Annotated in this window: 17 protein-coding genes; 14 read left to right on the forward strand and 3 right to left on the reverse strand. The window is 64.6% G+C overall.

Annotated elements, in window-relative coordinates; translation table 11 throughout:
* The first annotated feature begins 10 nt into the window (after positions 1-10).
* The 6 genes from hpaH (at position 11) to hpaC (ending at position 6265) form a co-directional block, all read left to right on the forward strand.
* Positions 11-814, forward strand: a complete 804-nt coding sequence (hpaH, locus tag ACJ8IM_RS10020) for a 2-oxo-hept-4-ene-1,7-dioate hydratase (RefSeq protein ID WP_033652853.1) — start codon at positions 11-13, stop codon at positions 812-814.
* A gap of 78 nt (positions 815-892) precedes the next feature.
* Positions 893-1687, forward strand: coding sequence for a 4-hydroxy-2-oxoheptanedioate aldolase (hpaI, locus tag ACJ8IM_RS10025; protein WP_033636985.1), 795 nt, complete (start codon positions 893-895; stop codon positions 1685-1687).
* Positions 1688-1690: 3 nt separating this feature from the next.
* Positions 1691-3061 (forward strand): 4-hydroxyphenylacetate permease, encoded by a 1371-nt coding sequence (hpaX, locus tag ACJ8IM_RS10030; RefSeq protein WP_033652854.1) that lies wholly within the window; start codon positions 1691-1693, stop codon positions 3059-3061.
* Positions 3062-3095: 34 nt separating this feature from the next.
* Positions 3096-3992: a 4-hydroxyphenylacetate catabolism regulatory protein HpaA gene (gene hpaA, locus ACJ8IM_RS10035; protein ID WP_033636987.1), complete on the forward strand. Its 897-nt coding sequence runs from the start codon at positions 3096-3098 to the stop codon at positions 3990-3992.
* 178 nt (positions 3993-4170) lie between these two features.
* A complete protein-coding gene (gene hpaB, locus ACJ8IM_RS10040; RefSeq protein ID WP_033636988.1) occupies positions 4171-5733 on the forward strand; it encodes a 4-hydroxyphenylacetate 3-monooxygenase, oxygenase component in 1563 nt (520 codons plus the stop codon).
* Positions 5734-5749: 16 nt separating this feature from the next.
* A complete protein-coding gene (gene hpaC / locus ACJ8IM_RS10045; RefSeq protein WP_033652855.1) occupies positions 5750-6265 on the forward strand; it encodes a 4-hydroxyphenylacetate 3-monooxygenase, reductase component in 516 nt (171 codons plus the stop codon).
* Between the two features lie 33 nt (positions 6266-6298).
* Here hpaC and ampH read toward each other — a convergent pair whose 3' ends face one another.
* Together ampH and ACJ8IM_RS10055 are read right to left on the reverse strand one after the other, a co-directional pair.
* A complete protein-coding gene (ampH, locus tag ACJ8IM_RS10050; RefSeq protein ID WP_033652856.1) occupies positions 6299-7441 on the reverse strand; it encodes a D-alanyl-D-alanine-carboxypeptidase/endopeptidase AmpH in 1143 nt (380 codons plus the stop codon).
* A gap of 125 nt (positions 7442-7566) precedes the next feature.
* Positions 7567-8325 carry a FadR/GntR family transcriptional regulator gene (locus ACJ8IM_RS10055; protein WP_033636991.1) on the reverse strand — a complete coding sequence of 253 codons (759 nt, stop codon included), beginning with the start codon at positions 8323-8325 and terminating at the stop codon, positions 7567-7569.
* A gap of 235 nt (positions 8326-8560) precedes the next feature.
* On the opposite strand from ACJ8IM_RS10055, the gene ACJ8IM_RS10060 reads away from it, so the two are divergent.
* Genes ACJ8IM_RS10060 through fucP form a run of 7 tightly spaced genes read left to right on the forward strand, consistent with a single transcriptional unit; the run spans position 8561 to position 14722 of the window.
* On the forward strand, positions 8561-9301 hold the full coding sequence (locus ACJ8IM_RS10060; RefSeq protein WP_016929185.1) for an SDR family oxidoreductase: 741 nt from the start codon (positions 8561-8563) through the stop codon (positions 9299-9301).
* Positions 9302-9326: 25 nt separating this feature from the next.
* On the forward strand, positions 9327-10172 hold the full coding sequence (locus ACJ8IM_RS10065; protein ID WP_033648523.1) for a fumarylacetoacetate hydrolase family protein: 846 nt from the start codon (positions 9327-9329) through the stop codon (positions 10170-10172).
* Between the two features lie 14 nt (positions 10173-10186).
* On the forward strand, positions 10187-11464 hold the full coding sequence (locus ACJ8IM_RS10070) for an L-fuconate dehydratase (RefSeq protein WP_033652857.1): 1278 nt from the start codon (positions 10187-10189) through the stop codon (positions 11462-11464).
* Positions 11465-11478: 14 nt separating this feature from the next.
* Positions 11479-12342, forward strand: a complete 864-nt coding sequence (locus ACJ8IM_RS10075) for an amidohydrolase family protein (protein ID WP_033652858.1) — start codon at positions 11479-11481, stop codon at positions 12340-12342.
* Entirely contained in the window at positions 12320-13096 is a 777-nt protein-coding gene (locus ACJ8IM_RS10080) for an SDR family oxidoreductase (protein ID WP_033652859.1), read from the forward strand. Before ACJ8IM_RS10075 ends, ACJ8IM_RS10080 begins: the two co-directional genes overlap by 23 nt.
* Positions 13093-13452, forward strand: coding sequence for an L-rhamnose mutarotase (locus ACJ8IM_RS10085; protein WP_033652860.1), 360 nt, complete (start codon positions 13093-13095; stop codon positions 13450-13452). Before ACJ8IM_RS10080 ends, ACJ8IM_RS10085 begins: the two co-directional genes overlap by 4 nt.
* A 40-nt stretch (positions 13453-13492) precedes the next feature.
* Positions 13493-14722, forward strand: a complete 1230-nt coding sequence (gene fucP, locus ACJ8IM_RS10090) for an L-fucose:H+ symporter permease (RefSeq protein ID WP_033652861.1) — start codon at positions 13493-13495, stop codon at positions 14720-14722.
* 1 nt (position 14723) lies between these two features.
* On the opposite strand, the gene ACJ8IM_RS10095 is transcribed toward fucP, so the two are convergent.
* The gene (locus ACJ8IM_RS10095; protein ID WP_033652862.1) at positions 14724-15926 is read right to left on the reverse strand and encodes an MFS transporter; all 1203 of its coding nucleotides are present in this window, start codon (positions 15924-15926) and stop codon (positions 14724-14726) included.
* A gap of 108 nt (positions 15927-16034) precedes the next feature.
* On the opposite strand from ACJ8IM_RS10095, the gene ACJ8IM_RS10100 reads away from it, so the two are divergent.
* On the forward strand, positions 16035-16946 hold the full coding sequence (locus ACJ8IM_RS10100; protein WP_033637002.1) for a LysR family transcriptional regulator: 912 nt from the start codon (positions 16035-16037) through the stop codon (positions 16944-16946).

Here is a 16946-nt window from a genome sequence, read left to right on the forward strand (position 1 = left end):
GGGGTCGTAAATGCTGGATAAAGAGCAGGTTAACCGCGCCGTACAGCGCCTGCATCAGGCGGAAAAGAGTCGTGAACAGATCCGCGCGCTGTCGCTCGATCATCCCGAGATCACCATCGAGGACGCCTACGCCATTCAGCGGCAGTGGGTGGAGCTGAAGATCGCCGAGGGGCGCAAGCTCAAGGGCCACAAGATCGGCCTGACCTCGCGCGCCATGCAGGTGAACTCGCAGATCACCGAGCCGGACTACGGCGCGCTGCTGGACGACATGTTCTTCAACGACGGCAGCGATATTCCGATCGATCGCTTTATCGTACCGCGGGTGGAGGTGGAGCTGGCGTTCGTGCTGGCCAAGCCGCTGCGCGGGCCGAACTGCACGCTGTTCGACGTCTACAACGCCACCGACTACGTCATTCCGGCGCTGGAGATCATCGACGCACGCAGCCACAACGTCGATCCCGAGACGCAGCGGCCGCGCAAGGTGTTCGACACCATCTCCGACAACGCCGCCAACGCTGGGGTGGTAATGGGCGGGCGGCCGATCAAGCCGGATGCGCTGGATCTGCGCTGGATAGCCGCGCTGCTGTACCGCAACGGCGTGATTGAAGAGTCCGGCGTGGCGGCGGCGGTGCTCAACCACCCGGCCAACGGCGTGGCCTGGCTGGCCAACAAGCTGGCGCCGTATGAGGTGGAGCTGGAAGCGGGGCAGGTGATCCTCGGCGGCTCCTTCACCCGGCCGGTGCCGGCGCGGCGCGGCGACACCTTCCACGTCGACTACGGCCCGATGGGCTGCATCAGCTGCCGCTTTGTCTAATAAGCAGGCTCGGCGAACCGGGCCGCAATAAACCGGGCGGGGGGCCACGCGCCGCGCCCGCTTGTCAGGGAGAATGCGATGTTAACCAACCACTTCAAGCGTGCGCTGCAGGAAAAACGCCCGCAGATCGGGCTGTGGCTCGGGCTGTGCAGCAGCTACAGCGCCGAGCTGCTGGCCGGCGCCGGTTTCGACTGGCTGCTGATCGACGGCGAACATGCGCCCAACAACGTGCAAACGGTGCTGGGGCAGCTGCAGGCGGTCGCGCCTTACCCGAGCCGGCCGGTGGTACGGCCGCCGTGGAACGACGCGGTGATCATCAAGCAACTGCTGGACGTCGGCGCGCAAACCTTGCTTATCCCGATGATCCAAAACGCCGAACAGGCGCGCGATGCGGTGCGCGCCACGCGCTATCCGCCGCACGGCGTGCGCGGCGTCGGCAGCGCCCTGGCGCGCGCTTCGCGCTGGAACCGGGTGCCCGATTACCTGCAGCAGGCCGACGAGCAGATGTGCGTGCTGGTGCAGATTGAAACCCGTGAAGCGGTAAAAAACCTCGACGCCATTTTGCAGGTGGAAGGGGTGGACGGCGTGTTTATCGGCCCGGCGGATCTCAGCGCCGATATGGGCTTCGCCGGCAATCCGCAGCACCCGGAGGTGCAGCGCACCATCGACGACGCGATTGCGCGCATCCGCGCCGCCGGCAAGGCGCCCGGCATTTTGATGGCCAACAAGGCATTGGCGCAGCGCTATCTGGAAGCCGGCGCGCTGTTCGTCGCGGTGGGGGTGGACACCACCCTGCTGGCGCGGGCGGCGGAAGCCCTGGCTGACGAGTTCAAACAGGGCGGGGTGCAAGCGCCTTCATCGGGAGTTTACTGAACCATGAACCACGTCGATTCGCTGCCGCCGGCCAACCCGGCGCAGCAACATAAAGCGTTAACCGCCGCCGAGCAATCGGTGATTAAAAAGTTGTTTCGGCGCCTGATCATTTTCCTGTTCGTGTTGTTTGTTTTCTCTTTCCTCGACCGTATCAACATCGGCTTCGCCGGGCTGACGATGGGCAAAGATCTCGGCCTCAGCTCGACCATGTTCGGGCTGGCGGCGACGTTGTTCTATGTCACCTACGTGATCTTCGGCATTCCGAGCAACATGATGCTGAGCCGGGTCGGCGCGCGGCGCTGGATCGCCACCATCATGGTGCTGTGGGGCATCGCCTCCACCTGCACCATGTTCGCCACCGGGCCGACCAGCCTGTACGTGCTGCGCATGATCGTCGGCATCACCGAGGCCGGTTTCCTGCCGGGCATTCTGGTGTACCTCACCTACTGGTTCCCGGCGTTCTACCGCGCCCGCGCCAACGCCTTGTTCATGATCGCCATGCCGGTGACCATGGCGATAGGTTCGCTGGTCTCCGGCTATATCCTGGCGCTGGACGGGGTGATGAACCTGAAGGGCTGGCAGTGGCTGTTTCTGCTGGAAGGCATTCCGTCGGTGCTGCTGGGCGTGGTGGTGTGGTTCTACCTCGACGATACGCCGGCCAAGGCCAAGTGGCTGACCGACGAGGAGAAAGCCAGCCTGCAGGCGATGATGGAGGCCGACAAGCTTCAGTTGGTGCAGCCCAACGGGCCGAGCAGCCACCGCGCGCTGCAACAGCGCAGCCTGTGGCGCGAGATTTTCACGCCGATCGTGCTGATGTACACGCTGGCCTATTTCTGCCTGACCAACACCCTGAGCGCGATCAACATCTGGACGCCGCAGATCCTGCAAAGCTTCAACCAGGGCAGCAGCAACGTGACGATCGGCATTCTGGCGGCGATCCCGCAGATCTGCACCATCGCCGGCATGGTGTGGTGGAGCAAACGATCCGACAGGCTGCAGGAGCGCAAGCATCACACCGCGCTGCCGTATCTGTTCGCTGCCGCCGGCTGGCTGCTGGCGTCCGCCACCGATCACAGCCTGATCCAGCTGCTGGGGATCGTGATGGCCTCGGTCGGCTCCTTTACCGCCATGGCGATCTTCTGGACCACGCCGGATCAGTCGATCAGCCTGGAAGCGCGCGCGGTGGGGATCGCGGTGATCAACGCCACCGGCAATATCGGATCGGCGCTCAGCCCGCTGTTGATCGGCTGGTTCAAGGATCTGACCGGCAGCTTCAACTCCGGGCTGTATTTCGTCTCGGCGCTGCTGATCGTCGGCGCCGTGCTGGTGTGGCGCATCCCGATGAAGGATTCGCGCCCGAGGGCGACGCCTTGATGCACAAGTGGGCATGATTGCAGGAGGTCATGAGGTGCGGAAAAGTACCGGCTTTATCGCCAACATCGATATTTGCAAAGAGTATGACGCGCGTTACGCCGCCGACGAGGTGCACTACGAAACCTTCGCCGGGCTGGCGGCATTCTTCGGCCGCGACATGCAGGTGCACTGGCACGACTGCTTCTTTCAGGTGCATTTCCTGGAAACCGGCAAGATAGAGCTGCAGCTCGACGATCAGCACTATTCGGTGCAGGCGCCGCTGTTCATCCTCACGCCGCCGTCGGTGCCGCATGCGTTCTTCACCGAACCGGACAGCGACGGCCACGTGCTGACGGTGCGCCAGGAGCTGATTTGGCCGCTGCTGGAGCGCCTGTATCCCGGCAGCAACCTGGCGCTGGACATGCCGGGCATCTGCCTGTCGCTGGCCGACGCGCCGCAGGAGCTGACGGCGCTCAGCCACTACTGGGCGCTGATCCGCCGCGAGTTCGGCCAGAACCTGGCCGGGCGCGAACAGACGCTGGCGCTGCTGGCGCAGGCGGTGTTCACGCTGCTGCTGCGCAACACCGCGCTGGAAGACAACGCCAACAGCGGCGTGCGCGGCGAACTGCAGCTGTTTCAGCGGTTCAACAAGATGGTGGACGAGCGTTTTCGCGAGCACCTGCCGGTGCCGGAGTATGCGCAGGCGCTGGGAGTGACCGAATCGCGGCTCAACGACCTGTGCCGGCGCTTCGCCAACCGGCCGCCCAAGCGGCTGATCTTCGATCGGCTGCTGCGCGAGGCCAAACGCATGCTGCTGTTCAGCGCCTGCACGGTGCATGAAACCGCCTACAGCCTCGGCTTCAAGGATCCGGCCTATTTCGCCCGTTTTTTCAATCGGCTGGAAGGCTGTTCCCCCTCGACCTACCGCGCGGCGCAACACGCCCTTTCGTAACCGCGATCACAGTTTGCCGCGAAAGCGGCAAACTGACCTGAAAAGTACCGGCGATTGCCGCAAAAGTCTCTTCTCGAAACCGGCTTTGGCAGCTTCAATTAAGCAACCAAAAGAAAACATTATTTTAACAAATGGCCGGATCCACGGCCTGAAAAATGCCGATGACGAGGAAGACCCGATGAAACCAGAAGACTTTCGTGCCGACAGCAAACGCCCGTTTACCGGCGCCGAATACCTGAAAAGTTTGCAGGACAGCCGCGAAATCTACATTTACGGCGAGCGTGTGAAAGACGTCACCACCCACCCGGCGTTCCGCAACGCGGCGGCGTCTGTCGGCCAGCTGTATGACGCGCTGCACGATCCGGCCAGCCAGGATCGCCTGTGCTGGAATACCGACACCGGCAACGGCGGCTATACCCATAAATTCTTCCGCTATGCCCGCAGCCCGGAAGAGATGCGCCAGCAGCGCGACGCCATCGCCGACTGGTCGCGCCAAAGCTACGGCTGGATGGGACGCACGCCGGACTACAAGGCGGCCTTCGGCTGCGCGCTGGGCGCTTATCCGGAGTTCTACGGCCAGTTCGCCGACAACGCGCGCCACTGGTACAAACGCATTCAGGAAACCGGGCTCTATTTCAACCACGCCATCGTCAACCCGCCGATCGACCGCCACAAGCCGGTCAACGAGGTGAAGGACGTTTACATTCAGGTGGAGAAAGAGACCGACGCCGGCATCGTGGTCAGCGGCGCCAAAGTGGTGGCCACCAACTCGGCGTTGACCCACTACAACTTCATCGGCTTCGGTTCGGCGCAGGTGATGGGCGATAACCCGGACTTCGCGCTGATGTTTGTGGCGCCGATGGACGCCGAAGGGGTGAAGCTGATTTCGCGCGCCTCCTACGAGCTGGTGGCCGGCGCCACCGGATCGCCGTTCGACTACCCGCTTTCCAGCCGCTTCGACGAGAACGACGCGATCCTGATCATGGATCATGTGCTGATCCCGTGGGAAAACGTGCTGATCTACCGCGATTTCGACCGCTGCCGCCGCTGGAGCACCCAGGGCGGTTTCGCCCGGCTGTTCCCGCTGCAGGCCTGCGTGCGCCTGGCGGTGAAGATGGACTTCATCACCGCGCTGCTGCAAAAGAGCCTCTCTTGCACCGGCGTGCTGGAGTTCCGCGGCGTGCAGGCCGATCTGGGCGAAGTGGTGGCCTGGCGCAACCTGTTCTGGTCGCTGAGCGACGCGATGTGCGCCGAAGCCACAAAATGGGAAAACGGCGCCTACCTGCCGGATTCCGCCGCGCTGCAGACCTACCGCGTGATGGCGCCGATGGCCTACACCAAGGTGAAACACATCATCGAGAAGAACGTCACCAGCGGCCTGATCTACCTGCCGTCCAGCGTGCGCGACATGAACAACCCGGAGATCGACAAGTACCTGGCGCGCTACGTGCGCGGATCGGACGGTATGGATCACGTCGAACGCATCAAGATCCTCAAGCTGATGTGGGATGCGATCGGCAGCGAATTCGGCGGCCGTCACGAGCTGTATGAGATCAACTACGCCGGCAGCCAGGATGAGATCCGCCTGCAGTGCCTGCGCCACGCGCAGGGATCCGGCAACATGGATCGCATGATGCAGATGGTCGACAAGTGCCTGGCCGATTACGATCAGCACGGCTGGAAGGTGCCGCACCTGCGGAACAATGACGATATTAATCAGTTGGATAATCTGCTGAAGTAATTCAGGAGGAGGTTGTATGTCTCAGGAAAATGAACAGCGCCTGCGCTTTCGCGACGCCATGGCCAGCCTGTCGGCGGCGGTGAATATCGTCACCACCGACGGCCCGGCGGGGCGCTGCGGCATCACCGCCACGGCGGTGTGCTCGGTAACCGATACGCCGCCGACGCTGCTGGTGTGCATCAATCGTAGTAGCGCGATGAACCCGGTGTTTCAGGAAAACCGCAGGCTGTGCGTCAACGTGCTCAACCACGAGCAGGAGCTGATGGCGCGCCACTTCGCCGGCATGACCGGCGTCAGCATGGAAGATCGTTTCCGGCTGGAAGAGTGGCAGCTCGGCGCGCTGGGGCAGCCGGTGCTGCGCAATACCCTGGCCAGCCTGGAAGGGGAGATCGAGCAGATCCAGAGCATCGGCACCCACCAGATGTACCTGGTGCAGATCAAGCAGATCGCGCTGAGCGAAGCCGGCAACGGGCTGATCTACTTCAAGCGCAATTTCCATTCGGTGATCCACCCGATGGCGGTGCCGGCCTGAGGCGTTGGGGCGCAGCAGGCTGCGCCCCGCATATCAACTCTTGTTGGCCGCCAGATCGCTCACCAGGCGGTTGACCGGATCGCTCATGTTGGTGAACTTGCTCAGCTCAGAGCGGGTCACCACCACGAACACCCCGACGTTTTTCGCCGGGATCATCGCCATGTAGGTAATGAACCCGCCGCCGCCGCCGGTCTTCTGAATGATGCCCGGCAGCCCGTCCTTCGGCGCCATATACACCCAGCCCAACCCCAGCGCATCCGCTTGCCCCGGCACGTCCATGCCCTTCAGCGACACCAGATCGTGGCGCTGGAAGTACATGGTTTGCTCGCTGGCGGCGGTGGCTTTGCGCGGGCCGCTGGCGCTGGAGGAGAGGAACTGCTGCATCCAGCGCTGCATGTCGCGCGGGGTGGAGTAGACGCCGCCGCTGCCGGCCGCGGCGGTGGTGTCGCGGCAGGCGCTCGGGCCGGCCGCCGCCACCATCAGGCGCGAGCACTGTTCGGGGCTCGGCGTCAGCGTGGTGTCGACCATGCCGAGCGGCGCGGTGATTTTCTCTTTCAGCAGCGCGTTGTAAGGCTTGCCTGCGGCGCGCGACAGCGCGTCGGCCAGCAGGTCATACGCCAGATTGGAGTAGGCGGCTCGTACGCCCGGCGGCACCGTGACGTTGGCATGCGCCAGCCACTGCCAGCGCTGGGACTTGGTCGGCCAGGTGAACACCGGCGTTTTCGGCGGCTTTTTGCCCGGCTGCTCGCGCGGCAGCGCGCTGGTGTGCGTCGCCAGGTTCAGCAGGGTAATCGGTTGGCCGGCGTTGTAAGCCGGCACATAGGCGCCTTTGGGGGCGTACTTGCGCAGCGGGTCGGTCAGTTTGACCTGGCCTGCTGCCGCCATTTTCACCATCACTTCGCTGGTCATCAGCTTGGTGATCGACGCGATGCGGATCAGCGAATCCGGGCGCGGGCGCAGGTTGTTGCCGGGTTTGGTATCGCCAAAGCTGCGGTTAACCACCTGATTGCCGTCGATCACCACCAGCGCCATGCCGGTGGCGCCGCTGTTGTAGAAAATATGTTCGGCATACTGGTCGACGATTTGCGAAGCCAGCTGCGGGGGGGTGGCCAGCGCGGCCAGCGGCGCGGTGCACAGGCCCAGCGCCAGCAATAAAGCGGAGACAGAGTTCTTCAACGGTCGTTATCCATTTAACAATGCAGCGGGGAAAGGGCTTATTCGTCGCCCAGTGTAATGCGCTCAGGCCCCGGCTGCATGTAGAAAAAAGAGCGGTGACGATAAATTTTTTAACCGCCGGCGGCCTACTGCGCGCGGGCGAAAATGGCGATCACTTCATCGAGGTGCGCCTTCATCGCCTTGCGGGCGCCGCGCACGTCGCGCGCTTCGATCGCTGCCAGGATCGCCCGGTGTTCCAGCTCGGAACGGTGCGGCATGTCGTCCGGCGTATAGTGGCGCTGCAGCACGCGAAACATGCTGCCGTAACGGTGGCCGAGCAGGTGGCCGATAATGAACGCATAGGCCGGGTTGCCGCTGGCCTGGGCGATGCGGATGTGGAACAGCCGATCGCCGGGGTGAGTGGCGGAGCCGGCGCGGTTATCGCGGCAGTTCTGCTCGTAGGCGGCGCGGATGCCCGCCAGCTCTTCGTCGGTGGCGTGGCGCGCGGCCAGCGCGGCGGTCTCCGGTTCGATCAACAGGCGGGTTTGCAGCAGTGAAAATGGCGGCAGCTCGGCGTTGAAATCCAGTTCAATATTCAGTTCGTCGTCGATCTCCGCCCATTGGTTGCGGCCGGCCTGCGCCATCACCGGCTCCTGCGACGGTGCCAGCGGCGTTTGCGAGCGCACGATCACCCCGTTGCCGACCTTGACGTCCACCAGGCCGATCACTTCCAGCGCGATCAGCGCTTCGCGCACCGACGCGCGGCTGACCTGCAACTGCTGGGCGAGATCGCGCTCCGAGGGCAGGCGGCTGCCCGGCGGAAATTCGTTATTTTCGATCAGACGTTTGAGCTGGTCTGCTATCTGTCTGTAAATTCTTGGGTTTTCCAGTCGGGTAATCGGCATTTTTGACCTTTGACGATTCGGCGTTCAGTGATTTGGCGCACAATTATGCGATAAGGCGCTTGAGTAATCGTTATTCAAGTGTAAAAAAATGGTTAATTGAAATGCGGTTTCAAGGCTGTTTTATTAACTTCTTCCCCCAACGATAACGCGTAAAGCGTCTTTTGTCATGTTAGAGGCCTGACCTTTAATCGCCCTTAGTGGCCTGACCATTAGACCTTTAGGCCGAGGAGTCAAGATGGATTTAACCGGGAAACGCGTACTGATCACCGCCGCCGGGCAAGGGATCGGTTTTACCACCGCCAGGCTGTTCGCCGCCGCCGGTGCCGAGGTGATCGCCAGCGACATCAACCTCGAGCGCCTGCAGGGCTGCGCCGGGATCCGCGCACTGACGCTGAACGTCACCGATCCGGCCGCCATCGCGGCGGCGGCGGAAGCGATCGGCCCGATCGACGTGCTGTTCAACTGCGCCGGCGTGGTGCACAGCGGATCGATCCTCGATTGCAGCGAAGATCAGTGGGCGTTCGCGCTCGATCTCAACGTTACCGCGATGTTCCGTATGATCCGCGCCTTCCTGCCGGGCATGTTGGCGCGCGGCAAAGGCTCGATCATCAACATGTCCTCGGTAGCCTCGAGCGTGAAAGGGGTGCCGAACCGCTTCGCTTACAGCGCCAGCAAGGCGGCGGTGATCGGCCTGACGCGCTCGGTGGCGGCGGACTACGTCACGCAGGGCATCCGCTGCAACGCCATCTGCCCCGGCACGGTGGAGTCGCCGTCGCTGCGCCAGCGCATTGCCGAGCAGGCGCGCGAGCAGGGGCGCAGCGAGCAAGAGGTGTATCAGGCGTTCGTCGCCCGTCAGCCGATCGGGCGCATCGGCACCACCGAGGAAATCGCCCAACTGGCGCTGTATCTGGCCTCCGACGCCAGTTCGTACACCACCGGCACGGTGCAGATCATCGACGGCGGCTGGAGCAACTGAGCCGCCATTTTTGAGAGAGGAACGCATGAAACTTTTACGTTACGGGCAACCCGGGCAAGAGCGCCCCGGCATGTTGGATGCGCAGGGCCGCCTGCGCGATCTGTCGCAGCATATCGCCGACGTGGGGGGCGCCGCGTTATTGCCGGCGTCGCTCGCCAAACTGCGCGCGCTGGACAGCGCCGCGCTGCCGCTGGTCGAAGGGCAGCCGCGCCTCGGCGCCTGCGTCGGCGGCATCGGCAAGTTTATCTGCATCGGCCTGAACTATGCCGATCACGCGGCGGAAACCGGCGCGGCCATTCCTGAGGAACCGGTGGTATTCAACAAATGGACCAGCGCGGTGGTCGGCCCCTATGACCAGGTGGAGATCCCGCGCGGCTCGCAGAAAACCGACTGGGAAGTGGAGCTGGGCGTGGTGATCGGCCAGGGCGGGCGCTACATCAGCGAAGCGGACGCCATGCGCCACGTCGCCGGCTACTGCGTGATCAACGACGTTTCAGAACGCGAATATCAAATTGAACGCGGCGGCACCTGGGACAAGGGCAAAGGCTGCGACACCTTCGGGCCGATCGGCCCCTGGCTGGTGACCGCCGACGAGATCGCCGATCCGCACAGCCTGAACCTGTGGCTGGAGGTGGACGGCAAGCGCTATCAGGACGGCAACACCAGCACCATGATCTTCCGCATTCCGCAGATCGTCAGCTACCTCAGCCGCTTTATGAGCCTGCAGCCGGGCGATGTGATCTCCACCGGCACGCCGCCGGGCGTCGGCATGGGGCAGAAACCGCAGCCCATCTACCTGCGGGCGGGCCAGACGATGCGTCTGGGCATCGAAGGGCTGGGCGAACAGCGCCAGCAAACCGTACAGGCCTAACCGGGAGCGCCGCCATGACCACCATTACCGCACTGCGGGTTGAAGACATTCGTTTCCCCACGTCGCTGGGGCTGGACGGATCCGACGCCATGAATCCGGATCCCGACTATTCCGCCGCCTACGTGATCCTGGAGACCGATCGCGCGGATCTCAGCGGCCACGGGCTGACGTTCACCATCGGCCGCGGCAACGAGATCTGCTGCGCGGCGATCCGCGCGCTGGAGCATCAGATCGTCGGCGAGCGGCTGGAAGATATCGCCGCCGACATGGGCGCCTTCTGGCGGCGCTTCACCAGCGACAGCCAGCTGCGCTGGATCGGGCCGGACAAGGGCGCCATTCACCTGGCGACCGGTGCGGTGGTCAACGCGGTGTGGGATCTGTGGGCCAAATCGGTCGGCAAGCCGGTGTGGCGGCTGGTGGCGGAGATGACGCCGGAGGAGCTGGTGCGCTGCATCGACTTCCGTTACATCACCGACTGCATCACGCCGCAGGAAGCGCTGGCGCTGCTGAAACAGCGTGCCGAGGGCAAAGAAGAGCGCCTGGCGCGGCTGCTGCAGGAGGGGTATCCCTGCTACACCACCTCCGCCGGCTGGCTGGGTTATCCGGACGACAAGCTGCGTCGCCTGTGCCAGGAAGCGGTCGACGCCGGTTTCTCCTACCTGAAGCTGAAGGTCGGGCGCGATCTGGAAGATGACATCCGCCGGGTGCGCATCGCCCGCGAGGTGATCGGCCCGGATCGCCGGCTAATGATCGACGCCAACCAGGTGTGGGAGGTGGACGAAGCCATTCCGTGGGTGAAGCATCTGGCGTTCGCCAAACCCTGGTTTATCGAAGAGCCGACCAGCCCGGACGACGTGGAAGGGCACCGCCGCATCCGCGAAGGGGTGGCGCCGGTCAAGGTGGCCACCGGCGAGATGTGCCAGAACCGCATCATGTTCAAGCAGTTCATCATGCGCGGCGCGGTAGACGTGGTGCAGATTGACGCCTGCCGCCTCGGCGGCGTCAACGAAGTGCTGGCGGTGATGCTGATGGCGGCCAAATACCAGCTGCCGGTCTGCCCGCACGCCGGCGGCGTCGGGCTGTGCGAGTACGTGCAGCACCTGTCGATGATCGACTACCTGTGCATTGCCGGCAGCCACGAAGGCCGGGTGATCGAGTACGTCGATCATTTGCATGAACACTTTGTCGATCCCTGCGTGATCAACGGCGCGGCCTACATGCCGCCGAGCCGCCCCGGCTATTCGATCGAGATGCATTCGTCGTCGATCGAGCAGTATCGGTTCCGCGGGTGAGGCGGGAGGATCGCATGCCGCGCATCGACGCTCATCAGCACTTCTGGCGCTATCAGCCACGGCACTACCCGTGGATCGACGAGCGGATGCGCGTGCTGCGGCAGGATTTCGATCCGCCCCGGCTGCGGCCGCTGTTGCAGGAACAGGGGTTCGACGGCGCGCTGGCGGTGCAGGCGCGCCCCAGCGAGGACGAGACGCTGGGTCTGCTGGCGCTGGCGGAGCAGGGCGAGGGCGTATGCGGCGTGGTGGGCTGGCTGGATATCGCCGCGCCGCAGCTGGCGCAGCGTCTGGAAACTTTTCGTCCGCGTACCGCGCTGCGCGGGGTGCGCCATCAGGTGCAGGACGAAGCGGATCCGGCGGCCTGGCTGGCGCGGCCGGAAGTGGGGCACGGCATGCAAACGCTGCAGCGCGCCGGGTATGTGTACGAGATCCTGGTGACGCACCGGCATCTGGCGGCCGCGGCGGCGTTCGCCGCCCGCCACGATGAGCACTGGTTGGTGCTGGACCATCTCGGCAAGCCGGACATCGCGCGCGGCGCGCGGCACTGGGCGCAGCAAATTCGGCCGCTGGCGGCGCTGCCGCACGTGGCCTGCAAGCTGTCGGGGCTGATCACCGAGGCGCCGGGTGGCCGGTGGCGGGCGGAAGAACTGCTGCCGTTCTTCGACGCCGCGCTGGAGGCGTTCGGCCCGCAGCGGCTGATGTTCGGCTCCGACTGGCCGGTGTGCCTGCTGGCCGGCGATTACCGCCAGGTGGTGCAACTGTGCGAACGGGCGCTGTCGACGCTGGGGGCCGCCGAGCAGGCGGCGATTTGGGGCGACACCGCCTGGCGAATTTACGGTTTAACGGAGTCTGGTTATGGATCTGTATCTGCAAGATAAGGTGGTGCTGGTCACCGGCGGCGGTGCCGGCATCGGCGCGGCGATTGCTCATGTGCTGGCCGAAGAAGGCGCGATCCCGGTGCTGGTCACCAACGCCGCGCCGGAGGCGGCGCTGCTGGCCGATTTGCAGCGGCTGCAGCCGCGTACCGAGGTGATCCTCACCGAACTGTGCGACGAGGCGGCCTGCCGCCGCGCGGTCAGCCAGACGCTGGCGACCTTCGGCCGCATCGACGGGCTGGTGAATAACGCCGGGGTCAACGACGGTGTCGGGCTGGAGGCGGGGCGCGAAGCCTTCGTCGGCTCGTTGGAAAAGAACCTGGTGCACTACTACCTGATGGCGCACCTGTGCCAGGCGGCGCTGCAGGAGAGCCGGGGCGCCATCGTCAATATCGCCTCCAAGACCGCGCTCAGCGGCCAGGGCGGCACCAGCGGCTACACCGCCGCCAAGGGCGCGGTGCTGGCGCTGACGCGCGAATGGGCGGTGTCGCTGCGCCATGACGGCGTGCGGGTGAACGCGGTGGTGCCGGCGGAGGTGATCACCCCGCAGTACCAGCGCTGGCTCAACACCTTCGCCGAGCCGCAGCGGCAGATGGCGAAAATCACCGCGCGCATTCCGCTCGGGCAGCGCATGACCACGCCGCAGGAGATCGCCGATACCGTGGCGTTTCTGCTGTCGTCGCGGTCATCTCATACCACCGGGCAGTGGCTGTCGGTGGACGGCGGCTACCTGCATCTCGATCGGGCGCTGACGTGAGCGGCGCGGCGGCAGGGCGGCGCCGTTTCTGCCAGGCGCTCGATCTGATTGACTCACCGGCGCTGATTGCGGAGTACCTGCAGCATCATCAGCGCATCTGGCCGGGCATCGCCGCGCATTTGCGCGAGCACGGCATTCTGGACATGGAGATTTACCGGTTGGGCACCCGGCTGTTCATGATCGTGGAGGTCAGCGCCGATTTCGACGCTGCGCGCTTTGACGCCGCTAGCCTGAACAACCCCGAAGTACAGCGATGGGAAGCGCTGATGTGGCACTACCAGGCCGCCACCCCCTGGACGCCGCAGGGCGAAAAATGGGTGGAAATGGCGCGGATATTTTCTCTGCAACAGCAATAACGCCAACATCATCATCGCCAGACGATACGAGGGTATCACCATGCTTGCTGAAAAAAGTGCGGCCTCCGCGCAGCCGGGCGTCGCCGTGACCGCCAATCTGCGCTGGGCCTTTATCCTGGTCACCAGCCTGTTCTTCATGTGGGGGCTGTCCTATGGCCTGCTGGACGTATTAAACAAACATTTTCAGGAGACGTTGCACGTCACCAAGGCGCAATCGGGGCTGCTGCAGGCGGCCTATTTCGGCGCCTATTTCCTGGTGGCGCTGCCCGCCGGGTACTTTATGGACCGCAAGGGCTATAAGGCGGGCATTCTGGTCGGGCTGTGCCTGTATGCGCTGGGAGCGCTGCTGTTCGTGCCGGCGGCGTCGGCCAACAGCTTCGGCGTGTTCCTGTTCGCGCTGTTCGTTATCGCCAGCGGTTTGGGCTGCCTGGAAACGGCCGCCAACCCGTACGCCACGGTGCTGGGCGACGCGCAGGGCGCCGAACGGCGGCTCAACCTGGCCCAGTCGTTCAACGGCCTCGGGCAGTTTATCGGCCCGCTGATCGGCGGCACGCTGTTCTTCTCCGTCAGCCAGTCCGCCGGCGGCGGCGATCAGAGCGCGGTGAAAATGACCTATGTGGCGATCGCCGTGCTGGTGCTGCTGATCGCGCTGTTGTTCAGCCGCACCCGGCTGCCGGCGATCCGCGAAGAGGAAAAACCGGTGCACGGCGTGATAGCGCAGGGATTATGGCAGCATCCGCATTTCGTCGGCGGGGTGATCACGCAGTTCTTCTACGTGGCGGCGCAGGTGGGCGTGGGGGCGTTCTTCATCAACTACGCCACCGAACACTGGCGTGATGTGTCTAACCAGAGCGCCTCTTACCTGCTGTCGATCGCCATGATCTGCTTTATGGTCGGGCGCTTCTTCAGCACCTGGCTGATGGGGCGAGTCAAACCGGCGACGCTGCTGGCGGCCTATGCGCTGATCAACATCGCGCTGTGCGGCGTGGTGATGCTGAGCGTCGACGGGGTGTCGGTGGTGGCGCTGATCGCGGTATTCTTCTTTATGTCGATCATGTTCCCGACCATTTTCGCCCTGGGGGTGAAAAATCTGGGTAAACACACCAAGCGCGCCAGCTCCTTTATGATCATGGCGATCGTCGGCGGCGCCATCATGCCGTACTTTATGGGGGCGCTGGCCGACCGTTACAGCACCGCGCTCTCTTATCTGCTGCCGCTGCTGTGCTTCGCGGTGGTGCTGGTTTACGGCCTGCGGCAGCGCCGCGCCTGATTCACCCCGGCGGCGAATCGGCCTTCGCCGCCGTTGTCAGCGCCTGTGGGCGCGTTCGCATCAGGATCGCCAGCGCCAGCAGCAGCACGATGCCGGACAGCACACCGTTTATCGTCAAGCCTCCGGCGTCCACCACCAGCCCGCCCGCCAGTGAACCGCAGGAAATCGCCAGATTAAACAGCGCGATATACAGCGAAGAGGCGACCTCGACCGCGTCGGGGGCCGCCTTGAGCATCCACGCCATCAGCGACACGGAAACGCCGCCGTAGGCGATGCCCCACAGCAGGAGGAAGGCGCCGCCGCTCAGCGGCGCGCGGCCCAGCAGCGGCAGCAGCAGGACGGCGAGCGCCAGCCCGAAGGCGATCAGCGCCAGGGTGCGGCGCAGCCGTTTGGCGGCGGCCTGGCCGGCGATGAAATTCCCGACGATACCGGCGACGCCGTAGGCGAACAGCAGCGGCCCCACCCAGCGGCTCTCGATGCCGGCGACCGTCTGCAGCAGCGGGCGGACAAAGGTGTAGGCCATAAAGTGGCCGGCAACCAGCAGAAACGTCAGCAGCAGCCCGAGGAGCAACCGGCGATTCGCGCGCTGCGCGGTGAACGACCGCCAGCTCACCGCCTGCGTGACCGGCAGCGGCGGCAGCACGCACAGCAGCAGGAGCAGGGTCAGCGCCGCCAGGACGGCGACGGCCAGAAACGCCATGCGCCAGCCCAGCGCTTCGCCGAGGAACACCCCGAGCGGCACGCCGAGCACCGAGGCCGCCGCTACGCCGCCGAAGATGACGGACAGCGCCAATCCGACGGAGGCCGGCGGCACCAGACGTTCCGCCAATCCGCCGGCGATGGCCCAGATACCGCCGATGCAAAAGCCCAGCAGGATGCGCGCAGCGAACAGCAGCGCTATGGAGGTAGCGGCGGCGGCCAGCAGGTTGGCGGCGATCAGCAGCAGCAGAAAGACGATCAGCAGGCTGCGGCGATCTGTGCGCCGGGCGCCCAGCACCACCAGCGGGGCGAACAGCGCGGCAAACAGGGCAGGCAGGGAAATCAGCAGCCCGGCGCGGCCTATCGATGCGTTCAAGGTGCTGACTATCGGGGTCAGCAGCCCGACGGGCAGCATTTCTGCCGTGACGACGGTAAAGGTGGACAGACCGATGGCGAAGGTCGCCAGCCAGGGTTTTGCGCCGCCGCCGGCGTGTAAGGCACTCATAATGACTCTCCCAACAGATGAAGAGCCTCAGTGTATCCGCGCCAAAATGGCTGATAAACTGGCCTGAATGCGCAACATTGGGGACACATCGTGGCTAATTTACCGTCTATGCCGTTGGATAACCTGACCGACCTGCTGGTGTTCATTCGCGTCGCCGACGCCTGTAGCTTCACGCTGGCGGCCGAGAGGCTGGGCATCTCCCGCTCGGCGGCGGGCAAATGCGTGATCCGATTGGAGGAGCGATTAGCCACCCGGTTGCTGCAGCGCACCACGCGCAGCGTCAGCCTGACCGAAGACGGCGCGGTGTTTTACGAGTATGCGCAGCGCATCCTGTCGCAGGCCGAAGAGGCGGAAACGGCGCTCAATACGCGGCGGCAAACCCCACGCGGGCGGCTGCGGCTGGATCTGCCGGTTTCGTTGGGGCGGTTGCATATCCTGCCGATTCTGCGGGAGTTTTTGGCGCAGTGGCCGGAGGTGGACGCCGACGTCAGCTTCTCCGACGATTACAGCGATCTGGTGCGCGACGGCATCGACGTGGCTGTCCGCGTCGGCGGCAACGACGACAGCCGGCTGGTGCGGCGGGTGCTCGCGCCACATCGCCTGATCACCTGCGCGGCGCCGGATTATCTGGCGCGGCACGGCACGCCTGCAAAACCGGAGGCGTTGGGCGATCACGAGACGCTGGTCTTCAGCCATCAGGGGCTGCCGGCGCCCTGGCGCTATTTGGTCAACGGCCAACTGCACGAACAGCCGGTGCGCGGCCGGATGCGTTTCAACAACGTCGAGGCCTTGCGGGATGCGGCCGTCGCCGGAGCCGGCCTGTGCCAGGTGGGGGCGTTTCTGGTCGGCGAGCAGATTGCGGCCGGCACGCTGGTGCCGGTGCTGGAGCGCTATTGCCGCCCAGGGCCGCCGATCTGCGCCGTCTATCCCAGCCGACGCCATCTTTCCCCCAAGGTGAAACTGTTCCTGGCGGCGATCGAACGGCGCTGGCAGGGCAAGGCGATTTGGGAAACCGCTTAG

The organism is Serratia sp. CY33525, from assembly GCF_052169115.1.
Lineage (GTDB): Bacteria > Pseudomonadota > Gammaproteobacteria > Enterobacterales > Enterobacteriaceae > Serratia > Serratia sarumanii.